This window comes from Pseudomonas sp. LAM2023 (assembly GCF_016620375.1).
GTDB lineage: Bacteria > Pseudomonadota > Gammaproteobacteria > Pseudomonadales > Pseudomonadaceae > Aquipseudomonas > Aquipseudomonas anuradhapurensis.
Map to the genome: position 1 here is coordinate 548,978 of NZ_JAENHV010000009.1, position 13,725 is coordinate 562,702.

Consider the following 13,725-nt stretch of genomic DNA (forward strand, 5'->3'; position numbering starts at 1 on the left):
TAGTTATATCAAGTATATTCTTAACTATTTCTGCGTGCGTTTCATTATCTCATGACACCTTAAACGAAACATCTAGCGAGACAGAGAGCATCCGCTTAAACGAGGCTTACCATCGTTTAACGACCGAGCACCCCGAATTCAACTGGAAATTCGTTGAGGGGCTCGGCAAATGATTAAACCTATTACATCACTGGCAGCTTGTATTTTTTTCGCTGCACCTTCGCTCTCGTTTGCAGCGTGCGCGTTTTACGACGGCCATTCACAAAAACAGATAAGTATAAGTATACCCTCCACGCTTTCCATCCCCAGAGACGCAGCGGTCAACACCGTGATTTACGAATCCCCGGCTAAAACTTTTAATGGCAGTGCATCGTTTAATTGCACAACCACATTCACGACCGGGGTTAAAAACAATATAGGAACGGACTCAACGTCAACTTATTTCCCAATAGGAAGTACGGGGCTTTCGTGGCAATGGATTTATGATGGTAAAGGATATAATGGATTTGGCAGCGGAATCACTCAAAACCCTGGAGGATACGGTTTCAATAACACTACACACGCCCTACGCATAGTTAAAACTGGAGATATTTCACCAGGCGCAACCATTCCGGCTGGGACCCTAGGGTATATGCAAGTAGAATCGGCGAGCTTAAGACCTTTAGCCATGACGATAGACAAAAGCTCCTCCATTATACTTCAATCGTGCGAAACTCCAAACATTGCCGTTGATATGGGCGAGCACAACCTTAGCGTATTTTCAAGAAGTGGAAATGCCACACCACCCAAAGCCTTCAATATAAAACTAAACAACTGCCCGAGCGGAATCAGAAAAGTGAGCTATAGCTTGTCTGCCACCTCAGGCGCCCCTGCAGTGGACGGCGCACTCGGCATTATCAAATTAAATACAAGCTCAACAGCAAAAGGTATAGCACTGCAATTGCTTGACGGCAATCAGACCCCCATACAACTCGACAAAACCTATGTCTTCAATGAATACTCAACAGACGGTGGAAACTTCTCCATACCCCTCAGTGCCAAGTATATTCGTACCCTGCCGAATGGGGATGCCGGCCAATACGATGAGGGAATGAGCGCGGGTTCCGCCAACAGCGAAGTGACCTTCGTTATGAACTATTTGTGACTACTGCCTGGGCGTGGCGGTTTCCCGATAGCGGTGAACGTCAGTGCGCTTTACGTTTAGCCACTTCCCTGCCACGTGGCGGTGAGCGGATCAGTGTGTCATATCCCGGCCAGATCGTAACGTTGTCGCCGGCGGCGCTCATACGTTTTATGGGGATTGTCGCTGTGCTGGCTGCCGTTATCCAGCAGCACAGTCGGCAGAGCCAGCGCAAGGTCTTAGTTGCCATCCCGCGCAGCGCGGAGAACTTCGCCACCTGATCCAGGTTATCCCGTCGCTGGTCGTCGGTAAGCTCGGTGATGCGCAGGTTTCTCAGCTTCTGTCCGGTGCTGCGGAACACCTTGCGAACGTTTCGCCCTAACTCCTCCATGGCCACGCCGGTCTGCTCATGCGGTGGGACCCAGCGGTAGCCACGCCCTCGTACCGACTGCAGGCAAACCTGATGATTGCACGGATGGCTATCACCGAAATCGGCTGCATTGGCCCATGCTCGCCGCAAGTGCTTCGACCTGCATGTGGCGAATATGTGTTTGTCGGACGCTTACCAAGTACCCGCTAAGGGGTAGTGTTCAATACGGCACTCATGGGGATGACCATCGCCCTTACACGTCCCATCCAGATATCGGTAGTTGATGTGCATCAACTGGCCTTTTTTGGGCCACTGCCTGCGTGGGAGCGTGCTTTGGTAATCAGCAGTTTCCGGTACGAATGTGATAGTCGCCCCCTTTTCCGGGCATTCTGCCGTGATCGATGCCTGGCTTACCTTCACGACCTGGGCCTGTAGCTTTGGATAGGGACGCTTCAACACATCAGTGATATGTAGCTCCATACGGCAAATTTGCCACGTCGATGCTTGTACTGGCTGGCACATTGCGAAGAAGGGAATGGCAAATACGGCGTAGCGAGTTGCACGGTAGTCCATTATTGGCCCTGCGTTGAATATTGATATCCGAGGCATTATCAGACGTGGACTCACCGAATCATAGGGCGATCCTGTCTCGCGCGCATTCAGCCAAGTCGATGCGCGCCCAAGCCATGCAAGGTGACTTCAGCGAACGCTTACGGTTGATACGCGCGCCCGGCGCGACCTTGAAGCTTTTCGGGAACCGCAACGTCATGACTCGACTCCTTGAGGAAGGCAATGGGCCTTCATCCCCCAAAGGTAGCGTTGTGCCTTCCAACGAACCGCACCCAGTCCATTGCCGGAAAGCCCATGGACTGGGGATGATGACCTAGGCGGTCAATGTGCAAGATGAAAACGGGAAAATCGCTCAGCAGAAAGCTGAGTTGAGCCGCCTGAAGGATGAATTCGAAGCATTGAAGGCCGGCAACGCAGCAGCTCTCGCCTCAATTTCAGCGGCCCTACGTGAAATCCCAGGCTACACCAAGGTCATGGAGTAGATGCTTACTCATACCCTTAAGCATGGGTGGCCGCTTACGAACATCCCGAACAACGAAGTAACCGAGACAGCGTTTTCCGCTCCGCTTCGATTCCTGCTGAATGATCAGCAAGAGGCGCGCTCGTTCTTCCGCGGAAAGTGATTTCAGGGAACATAATCGTTCCTTTTCGTAAATCGACACGCAAGCCATGAACCGAAACCAGCACGAACGGATCATGGCTTTCCTTTGTGGTTTGATGGCCTGCCCTACTCCGCTGCCTCGGCCATCACTGTCAGCGCCTCGTTCTCCATGAGGCGAAGATCGTGAAAGGCCTCAGACAAATCAATCCTCTTGGCCCAGTATCTTGGCGGCCCCGGGGATCGCGGCGTAATCGAGCCCTGACGGCCCGCCCGGCCCCAAGCGCCATTGGGTGCCCAGCGCTTCAAATAGGCAGAACGCCCTGGCTGCCGGTGATGGTTGCGCGCTCTTGCCGGCTTACGCTCCCTTGCGGGCACGGTTACAGCTGCCAGCACGCTCGAGGAAAGAGGTCGATCCCTTTACCTTGGACGAGGCGAATCTGATCATTGCCGAGCTGTACAAGCACCCTCACTGGCCGAGCCAGATATATGCGGCAAAGGGCAATTCACCGAATCGCCGTTCGTCTTCCCGCCTGGGAAGAATGGGGAGCACGTCAAGCAGACGTCGGACCTGCACCATCAGTGGCGCCTGTCCTCAAAGGTCTGGGGATCAAATATCGCCCCCCGTATAACTGTCGCCACACCTATGCGACAATATGCTTAATGTCTGGTCTCAACCCCGCATTTATCGCCCAACAGCTGGGTCACAGCGTCCAAATGCTGCTGTCGACGTATGCCCGTTGGCTCAACTCAAGCTCCGACTGGAGCGAGCTGGAAAAACTCAGAATTGGTATCAAATCGGTATCAGCGTGAAAGCCAGCTCTGTAAGTGACTGATAGGTAAGCCCTTTGATCTCCACCGCCAACATCACCATGCAGTTCGGCTCCAAGCCGCTGTTCGAAAACGTTTCCGTCAAATTCAACAACGGCAATCGCTACGGCCTGATCGGCGCCAACGGTTGCGGCAAGTCGACCTTCATGAAGATCCTCGGCGGTGACCTGGAGCCGTCCGCCGGCCAGGTCATGCTCGAGCCGAACACGCGCCTGGGCAAGCTGCGCCAGGACCAGTTCGCCTACGAGGAATTCACCGTGATCGACACGGTGATCATGGGCCACGCCCAACTGTGGAAGGTCAAGGCCGAACGCGACCGCATCTATTCGCTGCCGGAAATGACCGAGGAAGACGGCATGGCCGTCGCCGAGCTGGAAACCGAGTTCGCCGAAATGGACGGCTACACCGCCGAATCACGCGCCGGTGAACTGCTGCTGGGCCTGGGTATTCCGCTGGAGCAGCACTTCGGCCCGATGAGCGAAGTGGCCCCTGGCTGGAAGCTGCGTGTGCTGCTGGCCCAGGCGCTGTTCTCGGACCCGGACGTGCTGCTGCTCGACGAACCGACCAACCACCTGGATATCAACACCATCCGCTGGCTGGAAAACATCCTCACCGCGCGTAACAGCACCATGGTGATCATTTCCCACGACCGCCACTTCCTCAACAGTGTCTGCACCCACATGGCCGACCTGGACTACGGCGAGCTGCGCCTGTTCCCAGGCAACTACGACGAATACATGACCGCCGCTACCCAGGCGCGCGAGCAACTGCTGGCCGACAACGCCAAGAAAAAGGCGCAGATCGCCGAGCTGCAGACCTTCGTCAGCCGCTTCTCGGCCAACGCCTCCAAGGCCAAGCAGGCCACCTCGCGGGCCAAGCAGATCGACAAGATCCAGCTGGCCGAGGTCAAGCCATCGAGCCGGGTGAGCCCGTTCATCCGCTTCGAGCAGACCAAGAAGCTGCACCGCCAGGCCGTGACCGTCGAGAAAATGTCCAAGGCGTTCGACGACAAGGTGCTGTTCAAGGACCTGGGCTTCACCATCGAAGCCGGCGAGCGCGTGGCGATCATCGGCCCCAACGGTATCGGCAAGACCACCCTGCTGCGCACCCTCGTCGGTGAAATGACCCCGGACAAAGGCGAAGTGAAGTGGACCGATAGCGCCGAAGTGGGCTACTACGCCCAGGACCACGCTCACGACTTCGAAGAAGACATGACCCTGTTCGACTGGATGGGCCAGTGGACTTCCGGCGAGCAGGTGATCCGCGGCACCCTCGGGCGCATGCTGTTCTCCAACGACGAGATCCTCAAGTCGGTGAAGGTGATCTCCGGTGGTGAGCAAGGCCGCATGCTGTTTGGCAAGCTGATCCTGCAGAAGCCGAACGTGCTGGTCATGGACGAGCCGACCAACCACCTGGACATGGAATCGATCGAGGCGCTGAACCTGGCGCTGGAAAACTACCCGGGCACCCTGCTGTTCGTCAGCCACGACCGGGAGTTCGTGTCATCGCTGGCCACCCGCATCATCGAACTGTCGGCCGATGGCGTGGTGGACTTCAGCGGCACCTACGATGATTACCTGCGTAGCCAGGGTGTGCTGGTCTGATTGAAGGCTCAGGCCTGGCCATTTGCCTGGCCGGGCCGGCCTCTTCCCGCTCCCACAAGGCGCCTGCGGGCCCTGTGTGAGCGGTTTACCCGCGAACAATCCGCCACCGATGCCACAAGCGGGCACTCCGGACGAATAATTCGTTAGCCTGCTTTCTTTTCCTTTGCGCAACGGCCATGATGGGACCACGCCCAACCGCCCGCCCGCGAACGAGCCCATGACCGCGCAACAACCTGCCGCCGGCATCACCCTGCAGATCCTGTCGATCGTCTTCTACACCTTCATTGCCTTTCTGTGCATCGGCCTGCCGATCGCCGTGCTGCCCAGCCATGTGCATGACCAGCTGGGCTACGGCGCCATCGTCGCCGGTGCGACCATCGGCCTGCAGTACCTGGCCACCCTGCTCAGCCGCCCGTTTGCCGGGCGCGTGGCAGACAACCTGGGCGGTAAACGCGCCATTCGCTTCGGCCTGCTGGGGATTGCCGGCTGCGGGCTACTGACCTGGTTGTCGGCCCTGACCCTGGCCCTGCCGCCGCTGAGCCTGGCACTGTTGCTCGGCGGTCGCTTGCTGTTGGGTATCGCTCAAGGGCTGATAGGCGTGGCCACGTTGAGCTGGGGCATCAGCCAGGTCGGCCCCGAGCACACCGCGCGGGTGATCTCCTGGAACGGTATTGCCTCCTATGGCGCCATCGCGCTTGGCGCGCCCTTGGGCGTGCTGGCGGTGGATGGGCTGGGCTTCAGCGTACTGGGGCCAGTGCTGCTGGCGCTGGCGCTGTCGGCGCTGCTGGTGCTGCGCAAGCGCGCGGACGTGGTCGTGGCACGCGGCGAGCGCCTACCGTTCTGGTCGGCCTTCGCACGGGTCGCGCCGTGCGGCCTCGGCCTGACCCTGGCCTCGATCGGCTACGGCACCCTGACTACCTTCGTCACCCTGTACTACCTGGAGCGTGGCTGGCTCGGCGCAGCCTGGTGCCTGAGTGCCTTTGGCACCTGTTTCATCATTTCGCGGCTGCTGTTCGTCAACGCTGTCAACCGGTTTGGCGGCTACAACGTCGCCATGGCCTGCATGGCCACCGAAGTGCTCGGCCTGAGCCTACTGTGGTTGGCAGCCGCGCCGCCTTGGGCGCTGGTTGGTGCCGGGCTGACCGGGTTCGGCCTGTCGTTGGTGTACCCTGCGCTGGGGGTGGAGGCAATCAGGCAGGTACCTGCCAGCAGTCGCGGCGCCGGGCTGGGTGCCTACGCGGTGTTCTTCGACATGGCCCTGGCCATCGCCGGGCCGCTGATGGGAGCAGTTGCCGTGCACCTGGGCTATGCCTTGGTCTTCGCAGTGGCGGCCCTGCTGGCCCTGGCCGGCGTCGGCCTAACGCTGTGGCTGGCGCGGCATGCTGGCCGCGGCTGAGCGCTCGGCCGGCTGCGGCGCGCCCAGCGCCTGGCTGAAGAACGCCGCTGTCTCGCGCTGCAGCGAATGGTGGATATCGCGGCGGTCCACGCCTTCGGCGTCCTTGCACAGCGTCGGCATGCGCGCGTATTGCTCGCTGTCGCAATGGGCCATGAACACAAAATGCCCGGCGCCGGCCAGCAGGCGGTAGTCCGGGGTCAGCGGCAGCTTGCGGGCCAAGGCTTCGGCATTACGATCCACTGCTACCAGCTGGTCGCTGTCACCGCTGTAGATCAACACCGGCAAACGCACCCCGGCCAGGGTATGGCGGTCGAACAACAAGCTCAGCGGTGCCATCAACATCACCGCGCCCACCCGTTGGTCGGCCATGGGCGCCAACTCGCTGCGGTCGGCAATCAATATCCCGTGCGTCCTGCAGGCGTCGGCATCGTTCGGGCGCTCCAGGCAATACTGGCGCAGGCGGTCGACGTCAGGGCGGGCACCGGAAACAATCAAGGCGGTTTCGCCACCGGCCGAATAGCCGATCAGCCCGACCTTGCCATGGTTCAGGTAAGGCCCCAACAAGGCATCGTCGCGGGCTGCGGTGATCGCCGCACTGACTTGCAGCGGCCGGCCATACAGGTTGCTCAGGGTACCCAGGCGGCTGTGATCGCGGGCGTTGTCCCCCGGGTGGACCACGGCTACCACCACGAACCCACGACGCGCCAGCGAGGTGGCCAGGTAGTGCAAGGCCAGCGGGCTGCCGGTATTGCCATGCGACAGCACCAGCAAGGGGAACTGGCCCAACGCTACCGGCGCTTCTTCAGCCACGTCGATCGGGTAGCCATCCATGCGGCTGCTGCGGGTTTTGCCAACAGCCGGGTAGAACGCCAGCGCCTGCATGGGCTGGCCGTCGACCGGGTCGGCCAGGCTCATGTGGTGCAGGCCGGCAACCCAAGGCGCAGCCTCGGCATGGGTAAGCAAGCCGGCGAACAGGGCCAGGGCCAGCACGCAACGTGAAAGGGTCATCGGCCAGCGGTTCCTTGCGGGGCGAAGCGATGATCCAGCATAGAACCGGGCTGGCCAGTGGCGGATGAAACCTGGATGAAACCGCCGTCATGCACAACGCGCTCGCGCATTGTGCATTTGCGCTTTTTATCGAACCCATGGCATAGATGCTGGTCGAGGTCTTCATGCGCTCATTTCGCGCCATTCAAGGAGATTCATGCATGAGCAAGCCCGCCTATGTGCCACCCAAGGTCTGGCGCAACGATGCGGCGTCCGGCGGCCAATTCGCCAGCATCAACCGCCCGGTTGCCGGCCCGACGCACGACAAGGACCTGCCGCTGGGCAAGCACCCGCTGCAGCTGTACTCGCTGGCCACGCCCAATGGCGTCAAGGTCACCATCGCCCTGGAAGAACTGCTCGCCCTGGGCCACCAGGGGGCCGAATATGACGCCTGGCTGATCCGCATCGGCGAGGGAGAGCAATTTTCCAGCGGCTTCGTCCAGGTCAACCCCAACTCGAAGATCCCCGCATTGCTCGACCGCAGCGTCGAGCCGCCGGTGCGGGTGTTCGAGTCGGGCTCGATCCTGCTGTACCTGGCAGAGAAATTCGGTGCCCTGCTGCCCGAGGCGCCGGCGGCCCGCACCGAAAGCCTGAACTGGCTGTTCTGGCAGATGGGCGCTGCACCGTACCTGGGCGGTGGCTTTGGCCACTTCTATGTCTATGCGCCGGAAAAGTTCGAGTACGCGATCAACCGCTTCACCATGGAAGCCAAGCGCCAGCTGGATGTGCTCGATCGGCGCCTGGCGGAAAGCCGCTACCTGGGCGGCGAGCAATACAGCATCGCCGATATCGCCGTGTGGCCATGGTATGGCCAGTTGGTGCGCGGCAACCTGTATGGTGCGGCGGAGTTCCTGGCGGTGGACGAATACCCGCATGTCCAACGCTGGGCCGAGGAAATTGCCCTGCGGCCGGCAGTCCAGCGCGGAACCCGGGTAAACCGCACCTGGGGCGATGAAAACAGCCAGGTGCCAGAGCGACACGCGGCGTCCGACCTGGACTGACAGGCAGTCGGGGCCGTTACGCGGCCCCGTCAATGCCCGCCTGCACAAAACCATTTGCCCGCGCGCAAACCTGCGCCCGCCAGGCCCTTCTTGTACACTCCTCGCATTAGCCCCCACCTGCACATTTTTTGGTGAAAGCATGATCGAGGTAACCGAGGTTTCCATTGCCGAGCTGCGCGACGCACTCGAGTCGGGCCGCACGACGGCGGTCGAGCTGGTCAAGGCCTACCTGGCGCGTATCGACGCCTATGACGGTGCCGACACCGCCACCGCCTTGAACGCCGTGGTAGTGCGCAACCCGCAGGCGCTGGCCGAGGCCGAGGCCTCCGACGCCCGCCGCAGCAAAGGCCAGCTGCTGAGCCCGCTGGACGGCATCCCCTACACCGCCAAGGACAGCTACCTGGTCAAGGGCCTGACCGCTGCTTCCGGCAGCCCGGCGTTCAAGGACCTGGTGGCGCAGCGTGACGCCTTCACCATCGAGCGCCTGCGTGCCGCCGGCGCCATCTGCCTGGGCAAGACCAACATGCCACCGATGGCCAACGGCGGCATGCAGCGCGGGGTGTACGGCCGTGCCGAAAGCCCTTACAACGCCAATTACCTGACCGCACCGTTCGCCTCGGGCTCATCCAACGGTGCCGGCACCGCCACCGCAGCCAGCTTCAGCGCTTTCGGCCTGGCCGAGGAGACCTGGTCCAGCGGCCGTGGCCCGGCGTCCAACAACGGCTTGTGCGCCTACACGCCGTCGCGCGGGGTGATCTCGGTGCGCGGTAACTGGCCGCTGACGCCGACCATGGACGTGGTGGTGCCGTACGCCCGCACCATGGCCGACCTGCTGGAAATCCTCGACGTGGTGGTCGCCGACGACGCCGACAAGCGCGGCGACCTGTGGCGCCTGCAACCCTGGGTGCCGATCCCGGCAGCGTCCCAGGTGCGCCCCGCCAGCTACCTCGACCTGGCCGTGGATGCCAGCGCGCTCAAGGACAAGCGTTTTGGCGTGCCGCGCATGTACATCAATGCCGACCCCGAGGCTGGCACGTCCGAGAAGCCTGGCATTGGCGGCCCGACCGGCCAGCGCATCAACACCCGCGCCAGCGTGATCGACCTGTGGCAACAGGCACGCCAGGCGCTCGAAGCAGCCGGCGCCGAAGTACTGGAAGTGGACTTCCCGTTAGTGTCCAACTGCGAAGGCGACCGCCCGGGCGCACCGACCGTGTACAACCGCGGCATCGTCAGCAAGGCGTTCCTGCATGACGAACTGTGGGAACTGTCCGGCTGGGCATTCGACGACTTCCTGCGCGCCAATGACGACCCCAAGCTCAACCGCCTTGCCGATGTCGATGGCGCGCTGATCTTCCCCCACGACCCGGGCACCCTGCCCAACCGTGAGGACGACCTGGCCGCCGGCATGGACGAATATGTCAACATGGCCAAGCGCGGCCTGAAGACCTGGGACCAGATCGAGACCCTGCCCGATGGCCTGCGCGGCCTGGAGCAGACCCGCAAGATCGACCTGGAAGACTGGATGGACAACCTGGGCCTGGACGCAGTGCTGTTCCCCACCGTGGCCGACGTGGGCCCCGCGGATGCCGATGTCAACCCGGTATCGGCCGACATCGCCTGGAGCAATGGTATCTGGGTGGCCAACGGCAACCTGGCGATCCGCCACCTGGGCGTACCGACCGTGACCGTGCCGATGGGCGTCATGGCCGATATCGGCATGCCGGTGGGGCTGACCTTCGCTGGTCGGGCTTATAGCGACAACGCGCTCCTCAGCTTCGGTGCAGCCTTCGAGGCGACCGGCTCGCGCCGGATGATCCCGCCGCGTACCCCGCCCCTGGGCTGAGGGTTGAAGGGGCCGCTTTGCGGCCCATTCGCGGGTAAACCCGCTCTCACAGCTTCACCACAGGTATTGAATACCGTGGGGTCCATGTGGGAGCGGGTTTACCCGCGAATGGGCCTGAAAAAGCAAATCGCCCAATTCAACTTTATGTGTAAAAATACACAAAACGTTGATTTGCGATTTGCCATGCCCCTGACGCCCGAAGCAGAACGCCAGCTCACCCTCACCGTCCTCAAGGCCGCCATCCAGGCCATGGGCAGCGTTGCCCCAGGCAACCTGGAAATCCTCCTGCACGACCTCGATCACCCGGAACACTCCGTGGTAGCGATCGTCAACGGCCACCTTTCCGGCCGCAGCGTCGGCAGCCCGATCCTTGCCGCCCCGGAACAGGACCAGGGCTTCAAGGCGCTCATGCAAGCCTCGGCCGACCAGCAAGGCTGCGCGCCGGTGGTCGTCCCCGATTACGCCACCAGCCTCAAAGGCCGCACCTTGCGCAGCGCCACGGCGATCTTCCGCGACAGCACCGGCCACCCCTTCGCCAGCCTTTGCGTCAACAGCGATGTGACCGGCCTGGACGCCGCCATGAGCTTCCTCCAGCAGTTGCAGCCATCAGCAACGGCCCCCTCCGTCAACGAGCCCGCCGACATGGGGCTGCTGATGAGCGAAATCATCCAGGCCGCGCTGCAGCGCAGCGGCCAGGGGCGGATGAACAAGCAGGCCAAGGTCGAAGCCGTGCGGGTGATGCAGGAACGCGGCCTGTTCATCGTCAAAGGCGGAGTGGAAAAAGCAGCCAGTGCCCTGGGGGTGACCCGCTACACCATTTACAACTATCTCGAGCAACTGCGTGGAGCCAGCCGATGACCTTGCATATCCCTACCCCCTTGATCGAATCCCGCCCGCTGTCGCTGGCAGCCGAATGCAACATCTGGCTCAAGCTCGACGCCCTGCAGCCCTGCGGTTCGTTCAAGTTGCGCGGTGTCGGCCATGCCTGCGAAGTGCAGCATGCCCGTGGCGCGCGGCATTTCGTGTCCTCCTCGGGAGGCAATGCAGGCCTGGCGGTCGCCTATGCCGGGCGCAAGCTGGGCGTGCCGGTAACCGTGGTGGTGCCGGAGACCACCACCGAACGGGCCAAGGAGCTGCTACGCCTGGAAAGCGCCAAGGTGGTGGTACACGGCAGCTCCTGGCAGGAGGCCAACACCCTGGCGCAAACGCTGGTCGGCCAGGGTGATGCTTTCATCCACCCGTTCGACGACCCATTGCTGTGGGCTGGCCATGCCAGCCTGGTGGACGAGGTTGCCGAAGCCGGCCTGAAGCCGGATGCCGTGGTGCTGTCGGTAGGCGGTGGTGGCCTGCTTTGCGGAGTGGTCGAGGGCCTGCAACGTAACGGCTGGGGCGATGTGCCGGTGCTGGCAGTGGAAACCACGGGCGCGGCGTCGCTGCATGCGGCCTTGCAGGCAGGGCACCCGGTCGAGCTGGAGCGTATCGATTCAGTAGCCACGTCACTGGGGGCCAAGCGTGTCACCGACCAGGCACTGGCCTGCGCCGGCCAGCACCCTGTGCATAGCCATGTGGTCAGTGACCGTGCCGCACTCGAAGCCTGCGAGCGGTTCCTGCTCGATCATCGTGTGCTGGTGGAGCCGGCCTGCGGTGCCGCGCTGGCATTGGCCTATGACGCGGTCGCGCTGGCCGGTTACGGTAACGTGCTGGTGGTCGTGTGTGGCGGGGCCACCGCTACCCTGGCGCAGATCCACGCCTGGCTGGCCGCGGCCGACTGAAGCGCGACCGCGGCGAAGTCAACCTTCGCCGCGCCGACGCGAACCGCCGTGGCTGTGTTGCCCACCCACACGCGCCTTTTCCGCACGGTCCTGTTTCAGGTCCTTGCCAGACCCACCCTTGCGCCCCGCGTCATGGACCCGTTGTGGGTCATCGGCAAAACCGTGGCCGTTGTCGTGATGCTTGGTCATGCTATGTCTCCCTGAGTCAAAGAATGCCCAATATTGGAGATCAGCGCAGGATCGATGATTGCCTTGCCCTGACCAATGGCTCAGGGCAACCAGCAAGGTCATGGATAATGACCAGGACGGTCACATGAGCATGTTCTACTGAGCCCGCCACAACCGCAAAAGCCACTGCAACGTCAGCAACCCTGACGAAATGCATATCCCACCCTTTCGGTCTGCGGCAAGTGAAGGCACAATGCGTGTCCTTTTTTTGGCCGGCCTGGCCGGGGGCCTTTAAATGATCAAGACGCCGTATTACCTCATCGATAAAACCAAGCTGCTGGGCAACATGGAGAAGATCGCCTACGTGCGCGAACACTCCGGTGCCAAGGCACTGCTCGCCCTCAAGTGCTTTGCCACCTGGTCGGTCTTCGACCTGATGCAACAGTACATGGACGGCACCACCTCTTCCTCGCTGTACGAGCTCAAGCTTGGCCGCCAGAAGTTCGCCGGCGAGACCCACGCCTACAGCGTGGCCTGGGCCGACGACGAGGTCGAGGAAATGCTCGAGAACTGCGACAAGATCATCTTCAACTCGATCGGCCAGCTGCAGCGCTTCGCCGAACAGTCCGAAGGCAAGGTCCGCGGCCTGCGTGTCAACCCGCAGGTCAGCAGTTCCGACTACCTGCTGGCCGACCCGGCCCGCCCGTTCAGCCGCCTGGGCGAATGGGACCCGGCCAAGGTCGAACAGGTGATTTCGCAGATCTCCGGCTTCATGTTCCACAACAACTGCGAAAACGGCGACTTCGGCCTGTTCGACAAGATGCTCAGCCACATCGAAGAACGCTTCGGCCACCTGCTGCACCAGGTCGAATGGGTCAGCCTCGGTGGCGGCATCCACTTCACCGGTGAAGACTATGCCCTGGACGCCTTCTGCGCGCGCCTGAAAGCCTTCTCGGAAAAATACGGCGTACAGGTGTACCTGGAGCCGGGCGAAGCGGCCATCACCAACAGCGCCTCGCTGGAAGTGACCGTGCTCGACACGCTGTACAACGGCAAGCACCTGGCCGTGGTCGACAGCTCGATCGAAGCGCACATGCTCGACCTGCTGATCTATCGCCTCAACGCCAAGATGGCCCCGAACGATGGTGCGCATACCTACATGGTCTGCGGCAAGTCGTGCCTGGCCGGCGACATCTTCGGCGAATATCAGTTCGACCGCCCGCTGGCCATCGGCGATCGCCTGTCGTTCGTCGACGCGGCGGGTTACACCATGGTCAAGAAAAACTGGTTCAACGGTCTGAAAATGCCATCCATCGTGGTCAAGCAACTCGACGGCAGCGTCGAAGTGGTGCGCGAGTTCGGTTTCGAAGACTACGTTTCCAGCCTGTCGTAAGACCGGCTTTCA

Annotated in this window: 13 protein-coding genes and 1 pseudogene; 10 read left to right on the top strand and 4 right to left on the bottom strand. The window is 61.7% G+C overall.

What is annotated here, in order from left to right; genetic code table 11:
• The first annotated feature begins 169 nt into the window (after positions 1-169).
• The gene (locus tag JKP78_RS24985; RefSeq protein WP_234454433.1) at positions 170-1,144 is read left to right on the top strand and encodes a fimbrial protein; all 975 of its coding nucleotides are present in this window, start codon (positions 170-172) and stop codon (positions 1,142-1,144) included.
• A gap of 40 nt (positions 1,145-1,184) precedes the next feature.
• Here JKP78_RS24985 and JKP78_RS24990 read toward each other — a convergent pair whose 3' ends face one another.
• Positions 1,185-1,517: a hypothetical protein gene (locus JKP78_RS24990; RefSeq protein ID WP_234454437.1), complete on the bottom strand. Its 333-nt coding sequence runs from the start codon at positions 1,515-1,517 to the stop codon at positions 1,185-1,187.
• Positions 1,518-2,386: 869 nt separating this feature from the next.
• Here JKP78_RS24990 and JKP78_RS02535 point away from each other — a divergent pair.
• Complete coding sequence (locus tag JKP78_RS02535) at positions 2,387-2,542, top strand: hypothetical protein (protein ID WP_186684981.1); 156 nt, start codon at positions 2,387-2,389, stop codon at positions 2,540-2,542.
• Between the two features lie 321 nt (positions 2,543-2,863).
• Here JKP78_RS02535 and JKP78_RS25000 read toward each other — a convergent pair whose 3' ends face one another.
• A complete protein-coding gene (locus tag JKP78_RS25000; RefSeq protein WP_234454526.1) occupies positions 2,864-2,941 on the bottom strand; it encodes a DUF1799 domain-containing protein in 78 nt (25 codons plus the stop codon).
• Between the two features lie 97 nt (positions 2,942-3,038).
• On the opposite strand from JKP78_RS25000, the pseudogene JKP78_RS25005 reads away from it, so the two are divergent.
• The 3 genes and pseudogenes from JKP78_RS25005 to JKP78_RS02550 form a co-directional block, all read left to right on the top strand.
• Positions 3,039-3,471: pseudogene (locus JKP78_RS25005) on the top strand (site-specific integrase); the annotation flags it as partial.
• A 35-nt stretch (positions 3,472-3,506) separates the two neighbouring features.
• The gene (locus tag JKP78_RS02545) at positions 3,507-5,093 is read left to right on the top strand and encodes an ABC-F family ATPase (protein ID WP_170029732.1); all 1,587 of its coding nucleotides are present in this window, start codon (positions 3,507-3,509) and stop codon (positions 5,091-5,093) included.
• 217 nt (positions 5,094-5,310) lie between these two features.
• Positions 5,311-6,489, top strand: coding sequence for an MFS transporter (locus JKP78_RS02550; RefSeq protein WP_200626000.1), 1,179 nt, complete (start codon positions 5,311-5,313; stop codon positions 6,487-6,489).
• Here the strand turns inward: JKP78_RS02550 and JKP78_RS02555 are convergent.
• The gene (locus tag JKP78_RS02555; protein ID WP_200626001.1) at positions 6,451-7,497 is read right to left on the bottom strand and encodes an alpha/beta hydrolase family protein; all 1,047 of its coding nucleotides are present in this window, start codon (positions 7,495-7,497) and stop codon (positions 6,451-6,453) included. The two genes, JKP78_RS02550 and JKP78_RS02555, sit on opposite strands and share 39 nt — an antisense overlap.
• 200 nt (positions 7,498-7,697) lie before the next feature.
• Here JKP78_RS02555 and yghU point away from each other — a divergent pair, with 200 nt between their 5' ends.
• The 4 genes from yghU (at position 7,698) to JKP78_RS02575 (ending at position 12,152) form a co-directional block, all read left to right on the top strand.
• The gene (yghU, locus tag JKP78_RS02560) at positions 7,698-8,537 is read left to right on the top strand and encodes a glutathione-dependent disulfide-bond oxidoreductase (protein WP_200626002.1); all 840 of its coding nucleotides are present in this window, start codon (positions 7,698-7,700) and stop codon (positions 8,535-8,537) included.
• 139 nt (positions 8,538-8,676) lie between these two features.
• Positions 8,677-10,380 (top strand): amidase, encoded by a 1,704-nt coding sequence (locus JKP78_RS02565; protein ID WP_200626003.1) that lies wholly within the window; start codon positions 8,677-8,679, stop codon positions 10,378-10,380.
• A 183-nt stretch (positions 10,381-10,563) separates the two neighbouring features.
• Entirely contained in the window at positions 10,564-11,238 is a 675-nt protein-coding gene (locus JKP78_RS02570) for a helix-turn-helix transcriptional regulator (protein ID WP_186684976.1), read from the top strand.
• Positions 11,235-12,152, top strand: coding sequence for a pyridoxal-phosphate dependent enzyme (locus JKP78_RS02575; RefSeq protein ID WP_186684974.1), 918 nt, complete (start codon positions 11,235-11,237; stop codon positions 12,150-12,152). Before JKP78_RS02570 ends, JKP78_RS02575 begins: the two co-directional genes overlap by 4 nt.
• Positions 12,153-12,170: 18 nt before the next feature.
• On the opposite strand, the gene JKP78_RS02580 is transcribed toward JKP78_RS02575, so the two are convergent.
• A complete protein-coding gene (locus JKP78_RS02580) occupies positions 12,171-12,341 on the bottom strand; it encodes a KGG domain-containing protein (protein ID WP_170029725.1) in 171 nt (56 codons plus the stop codon).
• A gap of 274 nt (positions 12,342-12,615) precedes the next feature.
• Between JKP78_RS02580 and nspC the strand changes: the two genes are divergently transcribed.
• Positions 12,616-13,713 (top strand): carboxynorspermidine decarboxylase, encoded by a 1,098-nt coding sequence (gene nspC, locus JKP78_RS02585; protein WP_186684973.1) that lies wholly within the window; start codon positions 12,616-12,618, stop codon positions 13,711-13,713.
• The last annotated feature ends 12 nt before the right edge of the window (positions 13,714-13,725 follow it).

Coding starts and splice junctions, on each gene's coding strand:
- JKP78_RS24985 (WP_234454433.1), top strand. CDS start 170: ATGATTAAACCTATTACATCACTGGCAGCTTGTATTTTTTTCGCTGCA.
- JKP78_RS02550 (WP_200626000.1), top strand. CDS start 5,311: ATGACCGCGCAACAACCTGCCGCCGGCATCACCCTGCAGATCCTGTCG.
- JKP78_RS02555 (WP_200626001.1), bottom strand. CDS start 7,497: ATGACCCTTTCACGTTGCGTGCTGGCCCTGGCCCTGTTCGCCGGCTTG.
- yghU (WP_200626002.1), top strand. CDS start 7,698: ATGAGCAAGCCCGCCTATGTGCCACCCAAGGTCTGGCGCAACGATGCG.
- JKP78_RS02565 (WP_200626003.1), top strand. CDS start 8,677: ATGATCGAGGTAACCGAGGTTTCCATTGCCGAGCTGCGCGACGCACTC.
- JKP78_RS02570 (WP_186684976.1), top strand. CDS start 10,564: ATGCCCCTGACGCCCGAAGCAGAACGCCAGCTCACCCTCACCGTCCTC.
- JKP78_RS02575 (WP_186684974.1), top strand. CDS start 11,235: ATGACCTTGCATATCCCTACCCCCTTGATCGAATCCCGCCCGCTGTCG.
- JKP78_RS02580 (WP_170029725.1), bottom strand. CDS start 12,341: ATGACCAAGCATCACGACAACGGCCACGGTTTTGCCGATGACCCACAA.
- nspC (WP_186684973.1), top strand. CDS start 12,616: ATGATCAAGACGCCGTATTACCTCATCGATAAAACCAAGCTGCTGGGC.